The sequence below is a fragment of the Aeromonas sp. LsrichE-8G genome, assembly GCF_022869435.1.
In the GTDB taxonomy this organism is placed as follows: Bacteria; Pseudomonadota; Gammaproteobacteria; order Enterobacterales; family Aeromonadaceae; genus Aeromonas; species Aeromonas caviae.
In genome coordinates this window covers 52,623-69,184 of the sequence record NZ_JALIHH010000007.1, presented here as the reverse complement: position 1 = coordinate 69,184, position 16,562 = coordinate 52,623, and the positions used below count along the sequence as shown (strand labels likewise).

Genomic DNA, 16,562 nt, shown 5'->3' with positions numbered 1-16,562 from the left:
AATCGCAGCTTCAAGGATTACGACGACATCCTTGATGCCTGCACATCGGCCTGGAAGCACTTTATTGCCGATGTGGAGCGGGTGATGTCACTTTGTAGCCGAGATTGGATAAAACTGACCTAATGTTTAATCCGATTGGTATAAAACTGCGGGGCAGAAGAGGGAGAACTGAACCCCTGACATGAAAAAGCCCCCGATAAACGGGGGCTTGTCATGTTGCGCTGTGGCTTAGAGCGCGGCGATCTCGGCCTGCTGAGCTTCCAGCTTGGTCAGCTGGAGACGGTAATCTTCCAGCTTCTCGCGCTCCTTGATGATGACCGCTTCCGGCGCCTTGGCGACGAAGGCCTCGTTGCCGAGCTTGCCTTCGATGCGGCCGCACTCGCCCACCAGACGGGCCACCTCTTTGGCCAGACGGGCCAGCTCGGCATCCTTGTCGATGAGACCGGCCATGGGGATCATCAGCTCGGTGGCACCGATCAGCTTCTTGACCGACAGCGGGGCGGTTTCACCTGCGCCAAGCACGCGAATGGATTCCAGACGGGCCAGCGACTTGAGGAAGGCCTCGTTGCCCTGGGCGCGCTGGGCATCCTTGGCATCGCACTGGAGCAGCACGTTGAGGGGCACGCTCGGGGCCACGTTCATCTCGGCGCGGATGTTGCGGATGCTGACGATGAACTCCTTCACCCACTCCTGATCCGCCATCGCGGCGTCGTCCACCTTGGCGGCGTCGAATTCCGGGAAGGCCTGAATCATGATGGTGTCGGCGTGCACGCCGGCCAGCGGGGCGACCGATTTCCAGATGGTCTCGGTGATGAACGGGATGATCGGGTGTGCCAGGCGCAGCAGGGTCTCGAGGACACTGACGAGGGTGTGGCGGGCAGCGCGCTGCTCGGCCTCGGAACCCTTGGTCAGCACCGGCTTGGTCAGCTCCAGATACCAGTCACAGAACTGGTTCCAGATAAATTCGTACAAGACGCCTGCCGCGATATCGAAGCGGTAGGTATCGAGGGCGGTGCGGAAGTCTCGGATGGCCACTTGCAGCTGGGACTGGATCCAGCGATCCGCCAGGCTGAACTGCATCTCGCCACCATTCCCTTGCGAAGAGAAGCCGCAATCCTGATCTTCGGTGTTCATCAGCACATAGCGGGAGGCGTTCCACAGCTTGTTGCAGAAGTTGTTGTAGCCATCCAGGCGCTTCATGTCCCAGTTGATGTCACGACCGGTGGAGGCGAGCGCCGCCAGGGTGAAGCGCAGGGCGTCGGTGCCGTGGGCATTGATCCCTTCCGGGAACTGCTTGGCGGTGCGCTTGGCGATCTTCTCGGCCATCTGCGGCTGCATCATGTTGCCGGTGCGCTTCTCCAGCAGGTCTTCCAGGGAGATGCCGTCGATCATGTCGAGGGGGTCCAGCACGTTGCCCTTGGACTTGGACATCTTCTGGCCTTCTTCGTCACGGATGAGGCCGGTGATGTAGACGGTCTTGAACGGGACTTGCGGCTGGCCGTTCTCGTCCTTGATGAAGTGCATGGTCATCATGATCATCCGGGCAATCCAGAAGAAGATGATGTCGAAGCCGCTCATCAGCACGTCGGTCGGGTGGAAGGTCTTGAGTGCCTCGGTGTTGTTCGGCCAGCCCAGGGTGGAGAAGGTCCACAGGGCGGAGCTGAACCAGGTGTCGAGCACGTCTTCGTCCTGACGCAGCACGGTCACGGACGGGATGCTGTGCTTGGCGCGCACTTCCTCTTCGTTGCGGCCCACGTAGACGTTGCCGGCATCGTCATACCAAGCCGGGATGCGGTGACCCCACCACAGCTGACGGGAGACGCACCAGTCCTGAATGTCGCGCATCCAGGAGAAGTACATGTTTTCGTACTGCTTCGGCACGAACTGGATGCGGCCATCTTCCACCGCCTCGATGGCGGTCTTGGCCATGGGGGCCACGCGCACGTACCACTGGTCGGTCAGCATGGGCTCGATGGGCACGCCGCCGCGATCGCCGTAAGGCTGTTGCAGCACGTGATCCTTGATCTCGGCCAGGAGGCCCAGCTCGTCCAGCTTGGCGACGATGGCCTTGCGGGCGGCGAAGCGCTCCATCCCGGCGAACTCGGTCGGCAGGGCGGCGTCATAGGCGGTGCTGGGATTGCCATTGGTATCGACCACTTCGGCCTCGGCACGCACGTGGGCGTCCAGGGTGAAGATGTTGATCATCGGCAGGTTGTGGCGCTTGCCCACTTCGTTGTCGTTGAAGTCGTGGGCCGGGGTGATTTTCACGCAGCCGGTGCCCTTCTCCATGTCGGCATGTTCGTCGGCGACGATGGGGATCAGACGATTCACCAGCGGCAGCAGGATGTGCTGGCCGATCAGCGCCTTGTAGCGGGGGTCTTCCGGGTTCACGGCCACGGCGGTATCACCCAGCATGGTTTCCGGGCGGGTGGTGGCGACGATCAGGTGATCCTGGCCTTCGGCGGTCTTGGCGCCGTTGGCCAGCGGGTAGCGAAGGTGCCACATGTGGCCCTTGATCTCGCGGTTTTCCACTTCCAGGTCGGAGATGGCGGTGTTGAGCTTGGGATCCCAGTTCACCAGACGCTTGCCGCGGTACATCAGGCCATCTTCGTAGAGACGGACGAACACTTCCTGCACGGCGGCGGAGAGGCCCTCATCCATGGTGAAGCGCTCGCGCTCCCAGTCCACGGAGTCACCCAGACGGCGCATCTGACGGGTGATGGTGCCGCCGGACTCTTCCTTCCACTGCCAGATCTTGTCGATGAAGGCTTCCCGGCCGTAATCGTGGCGGGTCTTGCCCTCTTCTGCGGCGATCTTGCGCTCAACCACCATCTGGGTGGCGATACCGGCGTGGTCGGTACCCGCCTGCCACAGGGTGTTCTTGCCCTGCATGCGGTTGTAGCGGATCAGGGTGTCCATCAGGGTCTGCTGGAAGGCGTGGCCCATGTGCAGGCTGCCGGTGACGTTCGGCGGCGGGATCATGATGCAGAAGGAGTCTTTGCTGGTGTCGCCGTGGGGCTTGAAGTAACCCTGGGCTTCCCAGTGCTGGTAGAGCGCCTGTTCGATGGCGTTGTGATTAAAAGTCTTTTCCATGGTCTCGCCGTATTCTGGATGGATGGATTCTGGTGTTGATTCGTCGTGGATCGAGGGTGGCACAGTCAGGGCTGCGCCGGATCCGGTGCGGCAAGGACGGGCTGATCCCTCATCTCGAGGGTATGGCCCGCCTGGCGATAGTGCTTGTAGCGCTCGCGGGCTTGCTGCTTTTGCGTTTCGTCAGTGGGGACAAAATCTACCACTTGAGCGAAGTGTCCTGCAAACAAAGGTGTCTGCCGGGCCAGGTTGATGAGGCAGGCATAGCGCCGCCGTGGCGGCTGATGGCCTATCTCCACCGGAGCCTGACCGCTCTCCCCCTGCAACTGGTGCGGCACGAAGCGATCGGGCGGCAACTGCCACAACAGCTCGTCCAGACGCAGGGCCTGGGCCTCGTCCTCGCACAGCAGATAGAGGTGGCCTGCGCTCCAGCCATCGGCCGCAAGCTGGCAGGCGAGGCGCTCGACGGCGGAGGCATCCGCATCATCGGGCTGGCTCATCAGGTAAAAGGTCACTTGGCTCATCAGGTCGGTCCCGTTTGGCTGTGACGGACAGCGATTGGCCGTCTTCGGGAGCCGCGTCTGGCACGGACTTCCCGGATTCTCTCAATGAAACAAGGAAGAGGCAGGCCTCTTCCTTGTGATACAGGGTAACGCCTTCTCGCATCGCTCTTCGAGTCGATGGGGAAGGGGATCACTCCTTGTCTTCGACGTCCGCCACGCCGGCCCGGTTGAGCAGGAACTGGGTCAGCAGGGGCACAGGACGGCCGGTGGAGCCCTTCTCCTTGCCGCTCTTCCAGGCGGTTCCTGCGATATCCAGGTGGGCCCAGTTGTATTTCTTGGTGAAGCGCGACAGGAAGGCGGCGGCGGTGATGGTACCGGCCGGACGGCCACCGATGTTGGCCATGTCTGCGAACGGGCTTTCCAGCTGCTCCTGATACTCGTCGAACAGGGGCAGGCGCCAGGCGCGATCGCCGGCCTGTTCGGAGGCGTTGAGCAGCTCGTGGGCCAGGGGGTTGTGGTTCGCCAAGAGGCCAGAAGTATGGTGGCCAAGGGCGATGATGCAGGCACCGGTCAGGGTCGCCACGTCGATCACGGTCTCGGGATCGTAGCGGTCCACATAGGTGAGGGCATCGCACAACACCAGGCGGCCTTCGGCGTCGGTGTTGAGCACCTCGACGGTCTGGCCGGACATGGTAGTGAGGATGTCACCGGGGCGGTAGGCGTTGCCCCCCGGCATGTTCTCACAGCCCGCCAGCACGCCGATGACGTTGATGGGCAGCTGCAACTGGGCCAGGGCGTGCATGGTGCCGAGCACGGAGGCGGCGCCACCCATGTCGTACTTCATCTCGTCCATGCCGTCTGCCGGCTTGATGGAGATGCCGCCGGAGTCGAAGGTCAGCCCCTTGCCCACCAGCACGATGGGCTTGGCGTCGGCGTTGCCCTTGTACTCGATGATGGCCATCATGGCTTCGTTCTCGGAGCCACGGGCCACCGCCAGGTAGGAGTTCATGCCGAGCTCGGCCATCTCCTGCTCCCCCACCACCCTGGTGGTGATGTTGTCATAGGCATCCGCCAGACGGCGGGCCTGGGAGGCGAGGTAGGCGGGATTGCAGACGTTGGGCGGCATGTTCGCCACGTCGCGGCAGATGCGCACCCCTTTCGCCACGGCCAGGCCGTGATTGATGGCGCGCTCGCCTATGGTCAGTTCCCGACGCGTCGGCACGTTGAAGACCAGCTTGCGCAGCGGACGGCGCGGTTCGGCCTTGTTGGTCTTGAACTGATCGAAGCTGTAGAGGCCCGCCTTGGTGGTTTCCACCGCCTGACGCACCTTCCAGTAGGTATCCCGACCCTTGACGTGCAGCTCGGTCAGGAAGCAGACCGCTTCCATGGAGCCGGTTTCGTTCAGGGTGGTGATGGTCTTGTTGATGATCTGCTTGTACTGGCGCTCGTCGAGTTCGCGCTCCTTGCCGCACCCGACCAGCAGTACGCGCTCGCTGAGCACGCCCGGTACTTGATGCAGCAGCAGCATCTGGCCCGGTTTCCCTTCCAGGTCGCCACGGCGCAGCAGCGAGCTGAGGTAGCCGTCGCTGATCTTGTCCAGCTGTTCGGCAACCGGAGAGAGGCGGCGGGGCTCAAAAACGCCGACCACGACGCAGGCACTGCGTTGCTTCTCAGGACTGCCACTCTTTACACTGAACTCCATGGAATCTCCTACATCCTAAAGACAAAAGGCACCATTTATTGAATAATGCGGTGCTTGTTGGGGTATCAGAGGCGGAGCGAACAGTCACAGGCTCCGCAGTTCAAACTGGTAAAAATCCAATATAGGGCCCTATTTTTCAGGCATTCGACTAAAAACACAAGTTTACTTGGGAATGACTGTGATCGTTTTCCGATATTTGTTCAGGGAGACCCTGAAAACCCAGCTGGCGGTGCTCTTCGTGCTGCTGCTTATCTTCGTCAGCCAGCAATTTATCCAGATCATCGGCGATGCCGCCGATGGCGAGGTGCCGACGCGCCTGGTTTCCACCCTGCTGCTGCTCAACCTGCCGAATATGGCGCTGTTGATGCTGCCTATCAGTCTGTTTTTAGCCATTCTGTTTGCTCACGGCCGTTTGTATGCGGAAAGCGAGATGACGGTGATGCATGCGGTGGGCTTCAGCCACCGTTTCATCATGGGCAGCGCCATGGTGCTGGCCCTGCTGACGGCGGCCGTCGCGGCGTTCAACACCGGCTGGATCGCCCCCCAGGCCAAGGAGCGCGAGTACCAGGTGATCGACGAGTTCAAGGCCGATCCGGGCATCTCCTTCCTGCAGGCCGGCCGTTTCATGGAGCTCGACAAGGGGCGGCTGGTCGCCTACATCCAGGATCTGAACGACAAGGGGTCGGAGTTGCAGAAGATCTTCGTGCTGCAACGGGCCGAAGGCACCTCGCCGCCCTCGGTGGTGGTGGCGACGGAAGGGGTGGTCACGGTCGACAACAACGGACTGCAGTGGCTCACCCTGAAGGACGGTTCCCGCTACGAGGGGCACTTCAATACCCGCCAGTTCCAGATCTCCCAGTTCGACGAATACAGCCTGGTGATCCGCCAGCAGGAGATGGAGCGATCCAACCGCAAGGCGGCGGCCAAGCCGACCATGGCGCTGCTCGGCACTCAGGACAACCAGCTGATGGCGGAGCTGCAGTGGCGCCTGTCGCTGCCGCTCTCCATCCTGGTGCTCACCTTCCTGGTGGTGCCGATGGCGCGGGTCAACCCCCGTCAGGGGCGCTACGCCAAGCTGCTGCCGGCCATTCTGCTCTACCTCTCCTACTTCCTGCTGCTCAGCGCCGCCCGGTCGGCCATCGACAGCGGGCGTCTGCCCCACTGGCCCGGCATGTTCCTGGTGCCCCTGGTCTATCTGCTGCTGATCGGCCTGCCGCTCAACCTGCAGGGCACCAGCTGGTGGAACGGGATGAAGGGGCACTTCTTCCGGAGAAAGTCAGCATGATGCTGCAACCTAGGAGTTTCTGCTGATGTTCGGCATTCTCGATAGATACATAGGCAGGGTCATCTTCATGTCGATCCTGCTGTGCGAGCTGACCCTGGTGGGGCTGGCGGCGCTCATCAAGTACGTGGAGCAGTTGAAGGCGGTCGGGGAAGGCAACTACGACATGCTCAATGCCCTCTACTTCGTGCTGCTCTCCATGCCGAAAGAGGCGGTGCTCTTCTTCCCGCTGGCGGCCCTGCTGGGCGGCCTGATCGGTCTGGGCCAGCTGGCGACCAGCTCCGAACTGGTGGTGATGCAGGCGGCGGGCCGCTCCAAGATCAGCATCGTCATGGCGGCGCTCAAGACGGCGATCCCCCTGATGTTGCTGGTGGGCCTGATGGGAGAGTACGTGGCCCCGGCTGCCAAGCGGATGGCGGACGACATCAAGGCGGGCGCCATGTCGGAAGGGCGGCTGACCGTCTCGGCCTATGGGGTCTGGGCCCGCGACGGCAACAACTTCGTCAGCATCAACGGGGTGCGCAACGACGGCGCCCTGACCGGCATCACCCTCTACCGCTTCACGCCGTCCCGCAACCTGATCGACGTGGTCCAGGCGCAGGAGGGGGTGTTCGAGCAGCATCACTGGCTGCTCAAGGGGGTGCATGTCACCCGCTTTGACGACCCCACCCGAGTCCTGGATGAAAAGCATGCCCAGATGGAGTGGCAGTCCGAGCTGACTCCCAAGCAGCTCGGGGTGGTCAGCATAGACCCCGAGAACCTCCCCATCTCCGGTCTGATGGACTATATCGGCTATCTGGACGCCAACAAGCAGGACGCCGGTCGTTACAAGCTGGAGATGTGGCGCAAGCTGCTGTCGCCGCTCTCCGTGGTGGCCATGATACTGCTCGCATCCTCCTTCATCTTCGGCCCGCTGCGCTCGGTGAGCATGGGGGCGCGGATGCTGATGGGGATCATGACCGGCTTCGCCGTTTACGTCAGCGATCGGGTATTCGGCCCCGTCAGCCTGGTCTATGCGGTGCCCCCCATACTGGCGGCCATCGCGCCCAGCCTGCTATTTGGCGGCATCTCCTTCTACATCCTGAGCCGCAAGCAGTAGCGGTCTGAGGGGCGGTGGCGTCGCTGGCAAAAGGCGGCCATTGCTCTCGATGCACCGTTTCCGTCAAGGTTCTGGGCTGCAAGCAGTCAGTTCTGGTCAACAAAAAGGGCACCTCGGGGTGCCCTTTTTCGTTGCCGTCTTGGGATCAGCGATTGAGTTGCTCCAGGTTTTCCGTCTTGCCGAGCACCACCACCTCGCACTCGGCCCAGATGTCCTGGAAGGCGCGGGGGCGGGCGCGATTGAACACACACAGCAGGTTGCCCAGGCCAAAGGCCGAGGTGGCGAGCCGGATCAGGGCCTGGGTGACGCGAATATTGCTGCCGTCCAGGTTCTGGATGCGCAGGCGCCAGGCCCGCATGCCGATGGTCTGGCCGGCGCGGACCCAGAACCAGGTGTAGAAACCGCAGATGACGAAGGCCAGCCAGGCGCTGTAGAGGGGGCTGGTGAGCAGCCAGGCGGCATCCTTGCCCTCGGGGACGCTCGCCATGCCGGTGGCCAGCAGCAGGTGGGCCACCCCCATGCCGATGAAGCCGGCGATGATCAGCAGGGCAATCACCACCAGATAGTCATAGAGCAGGGCGCCGAGACGGCGCAGCAGACCGGCGGACGGATGCCGGGGAGCAGGCTGGAGAGGGGTGGGGGTCTTGCGCTTGGCCATGATGATTATTCCATTAATATGATGCGGGCATTCTATGTAACTGGCCTGGCATCGGCAAGGCGTTGAATAAATGAGCAAACAACGGTGGGGGCAAGAAAAACACCTTGCATGGCCAAGCGCCATTCGTATAATCCCTCGCAGCTGCCCGGGTGGCGAAATCGGTAGACGCAGCGGATTCAAAATCCGCCGTAGCAATACGTGTCGGTTCGAGTCCGACCCCGGGCACCATCAGATTCCATGACAAAAGGCCATCCTCGCGGATGGCCTTTTGTTTTTCCGGGCGGTGCTAAGAGGTGTACCCACAGACCCACAGACCCACAGACCCACAGACCCACAGACCCACAGACCCACAGACCCACAGACCCTCAGACCCTCAGACCCTCAGACCCTCAGACCCTCAGACCTTCAGACCTTCAGACCCACAGGCTCTCGGGCCATCAGCCTCTCGGACTGCCATCCCCTCAGTCGATGTTCTGCGCGATGCGCCACAGCACGCCTGAGGGGTCGTACAGACAGAACTCCTTCATGCGCCACGGCTGGGTGACGAGCTCCGTGACCCGGACGCCGTAGCGGGCGGCGATCTGGCTCGCCTCCACTTGGGCCCGCCAGGCGGCCACGTCCTCTACCAGGAGGTGCATCATGAGCTGCTCGGCCAGCCCCGGGGGGTTGCCATCCTGCAGCAGGAAGCTTGCGTTGCCGAGATGAAAATAGGCCACGCCGTCGCCATCGGAGGCCAGGGTAAAGCCGAGATCCTGATAGAACTGCTTTGACAGCGTGAAATCCCGGGCAGGCACGAAGGCCTTGATTTCGGTCACGTTGAGATTGGGCATGGGCTCCTCGCGGCGCTGGGAACAGGGGAAGATGGCTTGCCAGTATGACCGGGCATTTCGGGGCAGGCTAGACGAATGGCGCGCGTTTGCACTCTTAAAGTGCTTGTGCCCCTCGGGTGGGGGGATATTGGCCGTCAGCCTCATTTGATTTCACCATGGTATGGCCCATTTCATTTATTTCATAAATACCTTAGCGGGATAGGTGAGCCTGCCAGGGTGACATCACCAGGGGTTCGCCCCGTCATTGTGAGGTGGTTGGGTCATCCTGGTGCATTTTCCCGGCAATGCACAGCCAAAGTGCGATTTTCCCCCTGTAACCGGGCATCGTGCGCCAAGATGGTGCGTGTTGAATGTGATAAAAACATAACGCCATGAAATAAAAGGATTATTTTTCTTGGCCTGCTTTATGCTTTCCCCATGTCATGTCGCCATGATGTCTCCGTGAGCCACACAGGTGCGGTGGGCAGGTGGCCAGGTTGGAAATGCATATCAGGAAATGGACCCGGATGCCGGGACGACAAGGAGAGGGCTGTATGTTCAAGAGACTCGTAATGACTGGCCTGCTGGCGCTGGCCGCCACCATGGCCGCCCCGGGCTGGGCCGAAGAGGTGGCCGCGCAGGCCGATGTGGTACAGGCGGCCGCGACCGTGACCATCAACAAGGGGGACAATACCTGGCTGATGGTGGCGGCGGCCCTGGTGATCCTGATGTCCGTGCCGGGCCTCGCCCTCTTCTACGGCGGCCTGGTGCGCGCCAAGAACATGCTGAGTGTGCTGATGCAGGTGTTCACCCTGTTCTGCCTCATCACCGTCCTCTGGGTGGTCTACGGCTACTCCCTGGCCTTCACCGAGGGCGGCGCCTTCTACGGCTCCTTCGACAAGGTGCTGCTGATGGGGGTGACGCCGGATTCCATCGCCGCCACCTTCAGCAAGGGGGTCGGGATCAGCGAGTTCATCTACGTGGTGTTCCAGGGCGCCTTTGCCGCCATCACCTGCGGGCTCATCGTCGGCGGCTTTGCCGAGCGGATGAAGTTCTCGGCGGTGCTGCTGTTCGCGGTGATCTGGTTCACCTTCGCCTATATCCCGATGGCGCACATGGTGTGGTACTGGGCGGGTCCGGATGCCTACACGGATGCGGCCGCCGCCGAAGCGGCCGGTGCCACCGCAGGCTATCTGTTCCAGCACGGCGCTCTGGACTTCGCCGGCGGCACAGTGGTGCACATCAACGCCGCGGTGGCCGGTCTGGTTGGGGCCTTCATGGTGGGCAAACGGGTTGGCTATGGCCGTGACCCCATGACCCCCCACAGCCTGACCATGACCATGATCGGTGCCGCCTTGCTGTGGTTCGGCTGGTTCGGCTTCAACGCTGGTTCCTCCCTCGAAGCCAACGGCACGGCGGCCCTGGCCTTCGCCAACACCTGGATCGCACCGGCCGCTGCCGCCCTCTCCTGGACCTTCGCCGAGTGGGCGATGAAGGGCCGTCCCTCCCTGCTTGGCGCCGTGTCCGGTGCGGTGGCGGGCCTGGTCGCCATCACCCCTGCCGCCGGTTTCGTCGGTGTGGGGGGCGCCCTCATCATCGGCCTGCTCAGCGGTGTGGCTGGTCTGTGGGGCGTGCACGGTCTCAAGCGTCTGCTGGGGGCCGATGACAGCCTGGACGTGTTCGGCCTGCACGGGGTGTGCGGGATCCTGGGTGCCGTGCTGACCGGGGTGTTCGCCAGCCCGGATCTGGGCGGCACCGGGGTGTGGGACTATGTGACCAACCAGGTGGCCGAGGGGTACTCCATCCTGGCCCAGGTCAAGGTACAGGTCATCGGCGTGGGGGTGACCGTGGTCTGGACCGCCCTGGTCTCGGCCGTGGCCTACAAGCTGGTGGACCTGCTGATCGGTCTGCGGGTGAAGGAAGATGCCGAGCGCGAAGGGCTGGACGTGACCAGCCACGGCGAGAAAGCCTACAGCCATTGATCCTGCTGCCATGAATGTCATACCGCCGGCCCCGTCCGGCGGTTTTTTTATTGGGGCGGGCTGGCCAGGCTGCCCGGACCGGGCCGCTGGTGGCCGGGGTCGCTATTTGTGTTTGCAGGGTCTTTTATGCCTGCATTTTGGGCGGATCTCCGCTAAACTCTGCCACCCTTTATTCGGGGTCGCCGGGTCTGCCCCGTCGTCACCCTCTCTATTCATGCCTTCGGAGCCGCTCATGCCGTTAGTGGGACACCAACATCAGATCGATATTCTGGAACTGACCGACAAGGGGGATGGCAAGGGTCGCCTGTTCGATCGCCCCCTGTTTGTCGAGGGTCTGCTGCCCGGTGAGCAGGCGCTGGTCGAGTTGACCGAGGTCAAACCGAACTACCTGCACGGCAAGCTGGTCGAGTTGACCCAGCCCTCTGCCGATCGGGTGGCCGATTTTTGCCCCAACACCGAATGCGGTGGCTGCCAGGTGCGCCCGCTGGCCTATCCGGCCCAGCTTGCCCTCAAGCAGAGCCTGGTGCAGAGCGCACTGGAGCAGGTCGGGCTGGGTGAGGCCGTGGTCAACCCCATCCTCGGCATGGAGACGCCGTTTGCCTACCGCAACAAGGCCCAGTACGCGGTGCGTGGCAGCGAGGCGGGCGCCGAGATCGGCTTCTACCGCAAGCACTCCCATGACCTCATCACCGCCGATGATTGCGCGGTGCAGGATTCGCTGCACGTGGAGCTCAACGCCCGGGTACGCAACTGGATGCGCGAGCACGACATCGCGGCCTATGACGAGGTGGCCCACACCGGCTGCGTGCGCAACCTGATGACCCGCAAGGGCTTCAAGAGCGGCGAGCTGATGGTGGTGCTGGTGACCCTGGGCGAAGCGCTGCCGTTCGAAGCCGAGCTGCTGGCGGCCCTGGCGGATCTGCCGGTCACCACCCTGGTGCAGAACATCAACGAGGTGCGTACCAACCGCATCCTGGGTGACAAGAACCGGGTGCTGCTGGGCAGCGGTGTGATCCGCGACAAGATCCACGAGCTCGAATTCGAGATCTCGCCCCTCTCCTTCTTCCAGAACAACCCGAGCCAGACCGACGTGCTCTACTCCAAGGCGCTGGAGTATTGCGAGCTGACCGGCAGCGAGACGGTGTTCGACATCTATTGCGGCATCGGCACCATCTCCCTGTTCCTGGCAGGCAAGGCCGCCAAGGTGGTGGGGATTGAGTCGGTGGAGAGTGCCATCAGCGACGCCCGTCGCAATGCGGCCCTCAACGGCATCGAGCAGACCGAGTTCCACGTGGGCAAGGCGGAGCAGCTGATGCCTGCCCTGCATGCCGACGGGGTGAGTGCCGACGTGGTGGTGATGGATCCGCCCCGCAAGGGCTGTGACAAGGCGGTATTGCAGACCCTGGTGGCCATGGCGCCGCGCCGGCTGGTCTATGTCTCCTGCAACCCCCAGACCCTGGCCCGGGATCTCGCCTGGCTGGTCAAGCAGGGCTTCGTGCTGGACGAGGTGCAGCCGGTGGACATGTTCCCGCACTCCATGCACGTGGAAGCCGTTGCTCGCCTGAGCCTGTCAGCGAAAGCCTGATCGGGCCGAGGGCGTGGCGTTAGCCAGATGGCTCTGATAGAAACGACTCCTGAGGGAGTCGTTTTTTTATGGTCGTGGTCGGCAGAACCACCAGGCAGGGAGATCGGCGTGATGATTCGTATGGCAGGGGTGGAGGATGCGGCGGTGCTGGATCACTTCTTCGGGCAACTGGACAGGGAGACCCGCTTCATGCTGTATGAAGCGGGAGAGCGCCCCTCGGACATCGAGGGGCAGCGCAGGCGGCTCGAGGCCATGGCCGCAGCCCCCAATCAGGCCATGTGGCTGCTGGAGCTGGCGGGGGAGGTGCAAGGGTTTGCCGCGCTCCTTGGTGGCGGCCTGGCACGCAACCGCCACTGTGCCCTGGTGGTGATGGGGCTGTGTTCGAGGGCGCGCGGGCAGGGATGGGGGGAACGGTTGCTGCGTACCCTGATCGCGACCGCGAGGGATCTCGGTATCCACCGGCTGGAGCTGGGAGTGATGGCCCACAACGAGGTGGCCCACGCCTTGTATCGCAAGTGCGGGTTCGTGGAGGAAGGGGTGAGACGGCAGGCCTATCGGCTGGACGAGGGCTATGTGGACGAGATTTCCATGGGGCTGCTGCTGCCGCTGGACAGGCCATGACGCCGCTGGCCCCGAGATGCTGGTCTGGGGAGTTGGATTGGGGCAAGCTTGTGGGGAAACCATCGAGACAAGGAGGCGCCCATGAAGGGGATATTGCTGCGTTGGCTGGCTCGCTACGATGCCTGGTGCCAGGAGTGGGGACTCACACCGGAGAACCGGCGCTGCTGCGCGCCGGTACGCCATGATGAAGAGGAGAAGCGCCCGGACAAGGGCGACGACCTCACTGGAACTGGCGGGTCACGGCGCCAGTGACGCTGTTGTAGTCGAACGAGAGCCCGTCGGGGTATGCCGGGAAGCGGCCCACGGAGCTGCGCAGGGTATAGCGGCAGTTGTCGTGACGAAGGGCGCCGTCAGCCTGAGCGTCTGCCGGGATGAGCCGGGAGATGTAGTCACTGTCTGAATCCTGGTGCAACTCATCGGCCACCGTCAGATCGGTATCGAGCAGGGCGCCAAACAGGCTCTCGCAGTCGTCCCGGCTGCTGACGGAGATCTGATCGCTGTCGCCACCGGGGAAGACGGTATCGGGCCCCTGACCTCCCTGGTCCTCCTTGGTGCCCACCGGCCAGCCATGGCTGTTGATGTCGAGATCCTGCCTGCCCATGCCGCTAAAGTTGTAGAGTGCCAGGGGCTCCCCCTTAACCTTGACCGCCCAGCCGGCGTGGGCGAGCCGGGCGGCACTGGCAAAGCTGCCCGCCGTGGCCGAGACGCTGCTCTTGAGCCCGTCGTCCTGGATGTTGATGAAGCGGGGCAGGGCGGTCACGGCCAGGATCCCCAGCACGATGATGACCAGCACCAGTTCTATCAGGGTAAAGCCTCGGGAAACGTGTGTTGGCATGGAATGAACCCATTGAGTACGACAGACAGGTAAGCGCGACATGGAATTGATAGACACCCACTGCCACCTCGATTTTCCGGTCTTTGACGCCGATCGGGAGGCGCTGCTGACCCGGTGGCGCCAGCTGGGGGTGGGCGAGTATATCATCCCCGCCGTGGGAGAGGAAAACTGGGGGCGGGTGATGGCGCTGGCCGAGCGCCACGACGACATCCGTTATGGCCTGGGGATCCATCCCTGGTATGTGGGCAAGCAGCCCCGGGATGTACTGACCCGGCTGGAGACCCTGCTGGCGAGTCGGCCCCGTGGGCTGGTGGCCGTGGGGGAGTGCGGGCTGGATCTGCGCTCCCATGTGCCGCAGGAGGGGCAGGTCGAGATGTTCGAGGCGCAGGTGCGGCTGGCCATGGCGCATGCGCTGCCCCTCATCGTCCACTCGGTGCGTGCCAACGACACGGTCGCCAAGATCCTGCGGCGCTTCACTCCGCCACAAGGGGGCGTCATTCACGCCTTCAGCGGCTCCCTGCATCAGGCGGAGGTGTTCTGGCAACTGGGTTTCAGGCTGGGGATCGGGGGGGTCATCAGCTATGAGCGGGCCAACAAGACCCGGGAGGCGATACGCCAGATGCCGCTGGAGGCCTTGCTGCTGGAAACCGACGCTCCCGACATGCCGCTGCAAGGCCAGCAGGGGGAGGTGAACACGCCGGCCAGCCTGCCGACCATAGCCCGCTTGTTGGCACAATTGCGGCAGCAACCGCTGGAGGATGTTATTTCGGTGTTACATGACTCCACCCGGCGGCTGTTCCCCCCGGGAAATCATGAAATTAACATTTGATTATCAAATGATGACCGAGTGATAAAAAACAGGGCCCATAAAAATCGTTTGCGGTCTAATTAAACGATGTTCAGGCCGTTTGTGGCTTATAAAATGTGACCAGTATTCTATTTTGTCGCACCGTAATTAGTATAATGCGCACCCTTGATTAGCGGCTTCAATACACAAATCGTTAACAAGCTGGCAGGTGCTACTAAAGAGGAAGTGTTAATAATGAATCTGATAATGGGTCTGGTAGGGATGGCGACGCTCATCCTTATTGCGGTGCTGTTCTCCAGCAACCGCAAGGCAATCAAAATTCGTACCGTAGGTGGCGCCTTTGCCATCCAGGCCGGTCTGGGGGCCTTCGTGCTCTACGTGCCGGTCGGTCGTGACATCCTGGTGGGCGTGTCCGACGCCGTCTCCAGCGTCATCGGTTATGGCCAGAACGGCATCGAATTCCTGTTCGGTGGTCTGGTTGGCAACAAGATGTTCGAAGTGTTCGGTGGCGGTGGCTTCGTCTTCGCCTTCCGCGTCCTGCCCGTCATCATCTTCTTCTCTTCCCTGATCGCGGTACTCTACTACCTCGGCATCATGCAGTGGGTGATCAAGCTGCTGGGCGGCGGTCTGCAGAAGGTGCTGGGCACCTCCCGTACCGAATCCCTCTCCGCCACTGCCAACATCTTCGTCGGTCAGACCGAAGCCCCGCTGGTGGTACGTCCCTTCATCTCCAAGATGACTGACTCCGAGCTGTTCGCCGTCATGTGTGGTGGTCTGGCTTCCGTTGCCGGCTCCGTGCTGGCCGGTTACGCCTCCATGGGCGTCAAGATGGAATACCTGATCGCCGCCTCCTTCATGGCTGCCCCGGGTGGTCTGCTGTTCGCCAAGTTGCTGGTACCGGAAACCGAGACCCCGAGCTACGACGAGAACACCGCAGAAGGTGAGCTGGACGACAAGCCGGCCAACGTGATCGACGCTGCCGCCGCCGGTGCCTCCGCCGGTCTGCAACTGGCCCTGAACGTGGGTGCCATGCTGCTGGCCTTCATCGGCCTCATCGCCATGATCAACGGCATCTTCTCCGGTGTGGGCGGCTGGTTCGGTTACCCGCAACTCTCCCTGGAGCTGCTGCTGGGCTGGCTGTTCTCCCCGCTGGCCTTCCTGATCGGCGTGCCCTGGAGCGAAGCGGTCGTGGCCGGTTCCTTCATCGGTCAGAAGCTGGTGGTCAACGAGTTCGTGGCTTACCTGAACTTTGCCCCCTACCTGAAGGATGAAGTGCTGATCAACGGTGTGGCCATGTCCGAGCACACCAAGGCGATCATCTCCTTCGCCCTGTGCGGCTTCGCCAACCTGTCCTCCGTCGCCATCCTGCTGGGTGGTCTGGGCTCCATGGCACCGAACCGTCGCGGCACCATCGCCAAGTTCGGTCTGAAGGCCGTGCTGGCAGGTTCCCTGTCCAACCTGATGTCTGCGACCATCGCAGGCTTCTTCCTGGCGCTGTCCGGCATGTAACATCGCCTGACTGACAGGATAAAGACGAACGCCACAGCGATTTGCTGTGGCGTTCTCGTTTGGGGTGGTGACAACCGTT

The 16,562-nt window shown here is 62.4% G+C and carries 14 protein-coding genes, 1 tRNA gene and 1 pseudogene; 10 read left to right on the top strand and 6 right to left on the bottom strand.

The annotated features are described in order from the left end of the window. Nucleotides 1-123 (top strand): annotated as a pseudogene (locus MUW49_RS02305) (IS630 family transposase); the annotation flags it as partial. Between the two features lie 105 nt (nucleotides 124-228). Here the strand turns inward: MUW49_RS02305 and MUW49_RS02300 are convergent. The 3 genes from MUW49_RS02300 to pepA form a co-directional block, all read right to left on the bottom strand. Then, on the bottom strand, nucleotides 229-3,093 hold the full coding sequence (locus tag MUW49_RS02300; RefSeq protein ID WP_143238110.1) for a valine--tRNA ligase: 2,865 nt from the start codon (nucleotides 3,091-3,093) through the stop codon (nucleotides 229-231). Between the two features lie 65 nt (nucleotides 3,094-3,158). Next, complete coding sequence (locus MUW49_RS02295; protein WP_010672959.1) at nucleotides 3,159-3,614, bottom strand: DNA polymerase III subunit chi; 456 nt, start codon at nucleotides 3,612-3,614, stop codon at nucleotides 3,159-3,161. A gap of 169 nt (nucleotides 3,615-3,783) precedes the next feature. Beyond that, the gene (gene pepA, locus MUW49_RS02290; protein WP_010672960.1) at nucleotides 3,784-5,295 is read right to left on the bottom strand and encodes a leucyl aminopeptidase; all 1,512 of its coding nucleotides are present in this window, start codon (nucleotides 5,293-5,295) and stop codon (nucleotides 3,784-3,786) included. Between the two features lie 172 nt (nucleotides 5,296-5,467). Here pepA and lptF point away from each other — a divergent pair, with 172 nt between their 5' ends. Both lptF and lptG read left to right on the top strand, forming a co-directional pair. Continuing rightward, a complete protein-coding gene (gene lptF / locus MUW49_RS02285) occupies nucleotides 5,468-6,580 on the top strand; it encodes an LPS export ABC transporter permease LptF (protein ID WP_216991593.1) in 1,113 nt (370 codons plus the stop codon). A 25-nt stretch (nucleotides 6,581-6,605) separates the two neighbouring features. Beyond that, a complete protein-coding gene (lptG, locus tag MUW49_RS02280; RefSeq protein ID WP_209793667.1) occupies nucleotides 6,606-7,676 on the top strand; it encodes an LPS export ABC transporter permease LptG in 1,071 nt (356 codons plus the stop codon). A gap of 145 nt (nucleotides 7,677-7,821) precedes the next feature. Here the strand turns inward: lptG and MUW49_RS02275 are convergent, their stop codons facing one another. Continuing rightward, complete coding sequence (locus tag MUW49_RS02275; protein ID WP_043154146.1) at nucleotides 7,822-8,334, bottom strand: RDD family protein; 513 nt, start codon at nucleotides 8,332-8,334, stop codon at nucleotides 7,822-7,824. A 143-nt stretch (nucleotides 8,335-8,477) separates the two neighbouring features. On the opposite strand from MUW49_RS02275, the gene MUW49_RS02270 reads away from it, so the two are divergent. Continuing rightward, nucleotides 8,478-8,562: transfer RNA gene (locus MUW49_RS02270), tRNA-Leu, on the top strand. A 233-nt stretch (nucleotides 8,563-8,795) separates the two neighbouring features. Here MUW49_RS02270 and MUW49_RS02265 read toward each other — a convergent pair. Next, nucleotides 8,796-9,164: a VOC family protein gene (locus tag MUW49_RS02265; RefSeq protein WP_043154157.1), complete on the bottom strand. Its 369-nt coding sequence runs from the start codon at nucleotides 9,162-9,164 to the stop codon at nucleotides 8,796-8,798. Nucleotides 9,165-9,697: 533 nt separating this feature from the next. On the opposite strand from MUW49_RS02265, the gene amt reads away from it, so the two are divergent. The 4 genes from amt (at nucleotide 9,698) to MUW49_RS02245 (ending at nucleotide 13,583) form a co-directional block, all read left to right on the top strand. Further along, a complete protein-coding gene (amt, locus tag MUW49_RS02260) occupies nucleotides 9,698-11,125 on the top strand; it encodes an ammonium transporter (protein ID WP_010673021.1) in 1,428 nt (475 codons plus the stop codon). 232 nt (nucleotides 11,126-11,357) lie between these two features. Continuing rightward, complete coding sequence (rlmD, locus tag MUW49_RS02255) at nucleotides 11,358-12,710, top strand: 23S rRNA (uracil(1939)-C(5))-methyltransferase RlmD (protein WP_052816281.1); 1,353 nt, start codon at nucleotides 11,358-11,360, stop codon at nucleotides 12,708-12,710. Between the two features lie 111 nt (nucleotides 12,711-12,821). Next, a complete protein-coding gene (locus tag MUW49_RS02250) occupies nucleotides 12,822-13,331 on the top strand; it encodes a GNAT family N-acetyltransferase (protein WP_171864946.1) in 510 nt (169 codons plus the stop codon). Between the two features lie 81 nt (nucleotides 13,332-13,412). Beyond that, the gene (locus MUW49_RS02245) at nucleotides 13,413-13,583 is read left to right on the top strand and encodes a DUF5363 family protein (protein ID WP_171864938.1); all 171 of its coding nucleotides are present in this window, start codon (nucleotides 13,413-13,415) and stop codon (nucleotides 13,581-13,583) included. Here the strand turns inward: MUW49_RS02245 and tppF are convergent. Beyond that, nucleotides 13,552-14,166: a type IVa pilus pseudopilin TppF gene (tppF, locus tag MUW49_RS02240; RefSeq protein WP_029313748.1), complete on the bottom strand. Its 615-nt coding sequence runs from the start codon at nucleotides 14,164-14,166 to the stop codon at nucleotides 13,552-13,554. The genes MUW49_RS02245 and tppF overlap by 32 nt on opposite strands. A 40-nt stretch (nucleotides 14,167-14,206) precedes the next feature. Here tppF and MUW49_RS02235 point away from each other — a divergent pair, with 40 nt between their 5' ends. Together MUW49_RS02235 and MUW49_RS02230 are read left to right on the top strand one after the other, a co-directional pair. Further along, on the top strand, nucleotides 14,207-14,995 hold the full coding sequence (locus MUW49_RS02235) for a TatD family hydrolase (RefSeq protein ID WP_052816277.1): 789 nt from the start codon (nucleotides 14,207-14,209) through the stop codon (nucleotides 14,993-14,995). 213 nt (nucleotides 14,996-15,208) lie between these two features. Continuing rightward, nucleotides 15,209-16,483, top strand: coding sequence for a NupC/NupG family nucleoside CNT transporter (locus MUW49_RS02230; RefSeq protein WP_010673026.1), 1,275 nt, complete (start codon nucleotides 15,209-15,211; stop codon nucleotides 16,481-16,483). Nucleotides 16,484-16,562: the final 79 nt, after the last annotated feature.

Coding starts and splice junctions, on each gene's coding strand:
- pepA (WP_010672960.1), bottom strand. CDS start 5,295: ATGGAGTTCAGTGTAAAGAGTGGCAGTCCTGAGAAGCAACGCAGTGCC.
- lptF (WP_216991593.1), top strand. CDS start 5,468: ATGACTGTGATCGTTTTCCGATATTTGTTCAGGGAGACCCTGAAAACC.
- lptG (WP_209793667.1), top strand. CDS start 6,606: ATGTTCGGCATTCTCGATAGATACATAGGCAGGGTCATCTTCATGTCG.
- amt (WP_010673021.1), top strand. CDS start 9,698: ATGTTCAAGAGACTCGTAATGACTGGCCTGCTGGCGCTGGCCGCCACC.
- tppF (WP_029313748.1), bottom strand. CDS start 14,166: ATGCCAACACACGTTTCCCGAGGCTTTACCCTGATAGAACTGGTGCTG.
- MUW49_RS02235 (WP_052816277.1), top strand. CDS start 14,207: ATGGAATTGATAGACACCCACTGCCACCTCGATTTTCCGGTCTTTGAC.
- MUW49_RS02250 (WP_171864946.1), top strand. CDS start 12,822: ATGATTCGTATGGCAGGGGTGGAGGATGCGGCGGTGCTGGATCACTTC.
- MUW49_RS02265 (WP_043154157.1), bottom strand. CDS start 9,164: ATGCCCAATCTCAACGTGACCGAAATCAAGGCCTTCGTGCCTGCCCGG.
- MUW49_RS02300 (WP_143238110.1), bottom strand. CDS start 3,093: ATGGAAAAGACTTTTAATCACAACGCCATCGAACAGGCGCTCTACCAG.
- MUW49_RS02230 (WP_010673026.1), top strand. CDS start 15,209: ATGAATCTGATAATGGGTCTGGTAGGGATGGCGACGCTCATCCTTATT.
- MUW49_RS02245 (WP_171864938.1), top strand. CDS start 13,413: ATGAAGGGGATATTGCTGCGTTGGCTGGCTCGCTACGATGCCTGGTGC.
- MUW49_RS02295 (WP_010672959.1), bottom strand. CDS start 3,614: ATGAGCCAAGTGACCTTTTACCTGATGAGCCAGCCCGATGATGCGGAT.
- rlmD (WP_052816281.1), top strand. CDS start 11,358: ATGCCGTTAGTGGGACACCAACATCAGATCGATATTCTGGAACTGACC.
- MUW49_RS02275 (WP_043154146.1), bottom strand. CDS start 8,334: ATGGCCAAGCGCAAGACCCCCACCCCTCTCCAGCCTGCTCCCCGGCAT.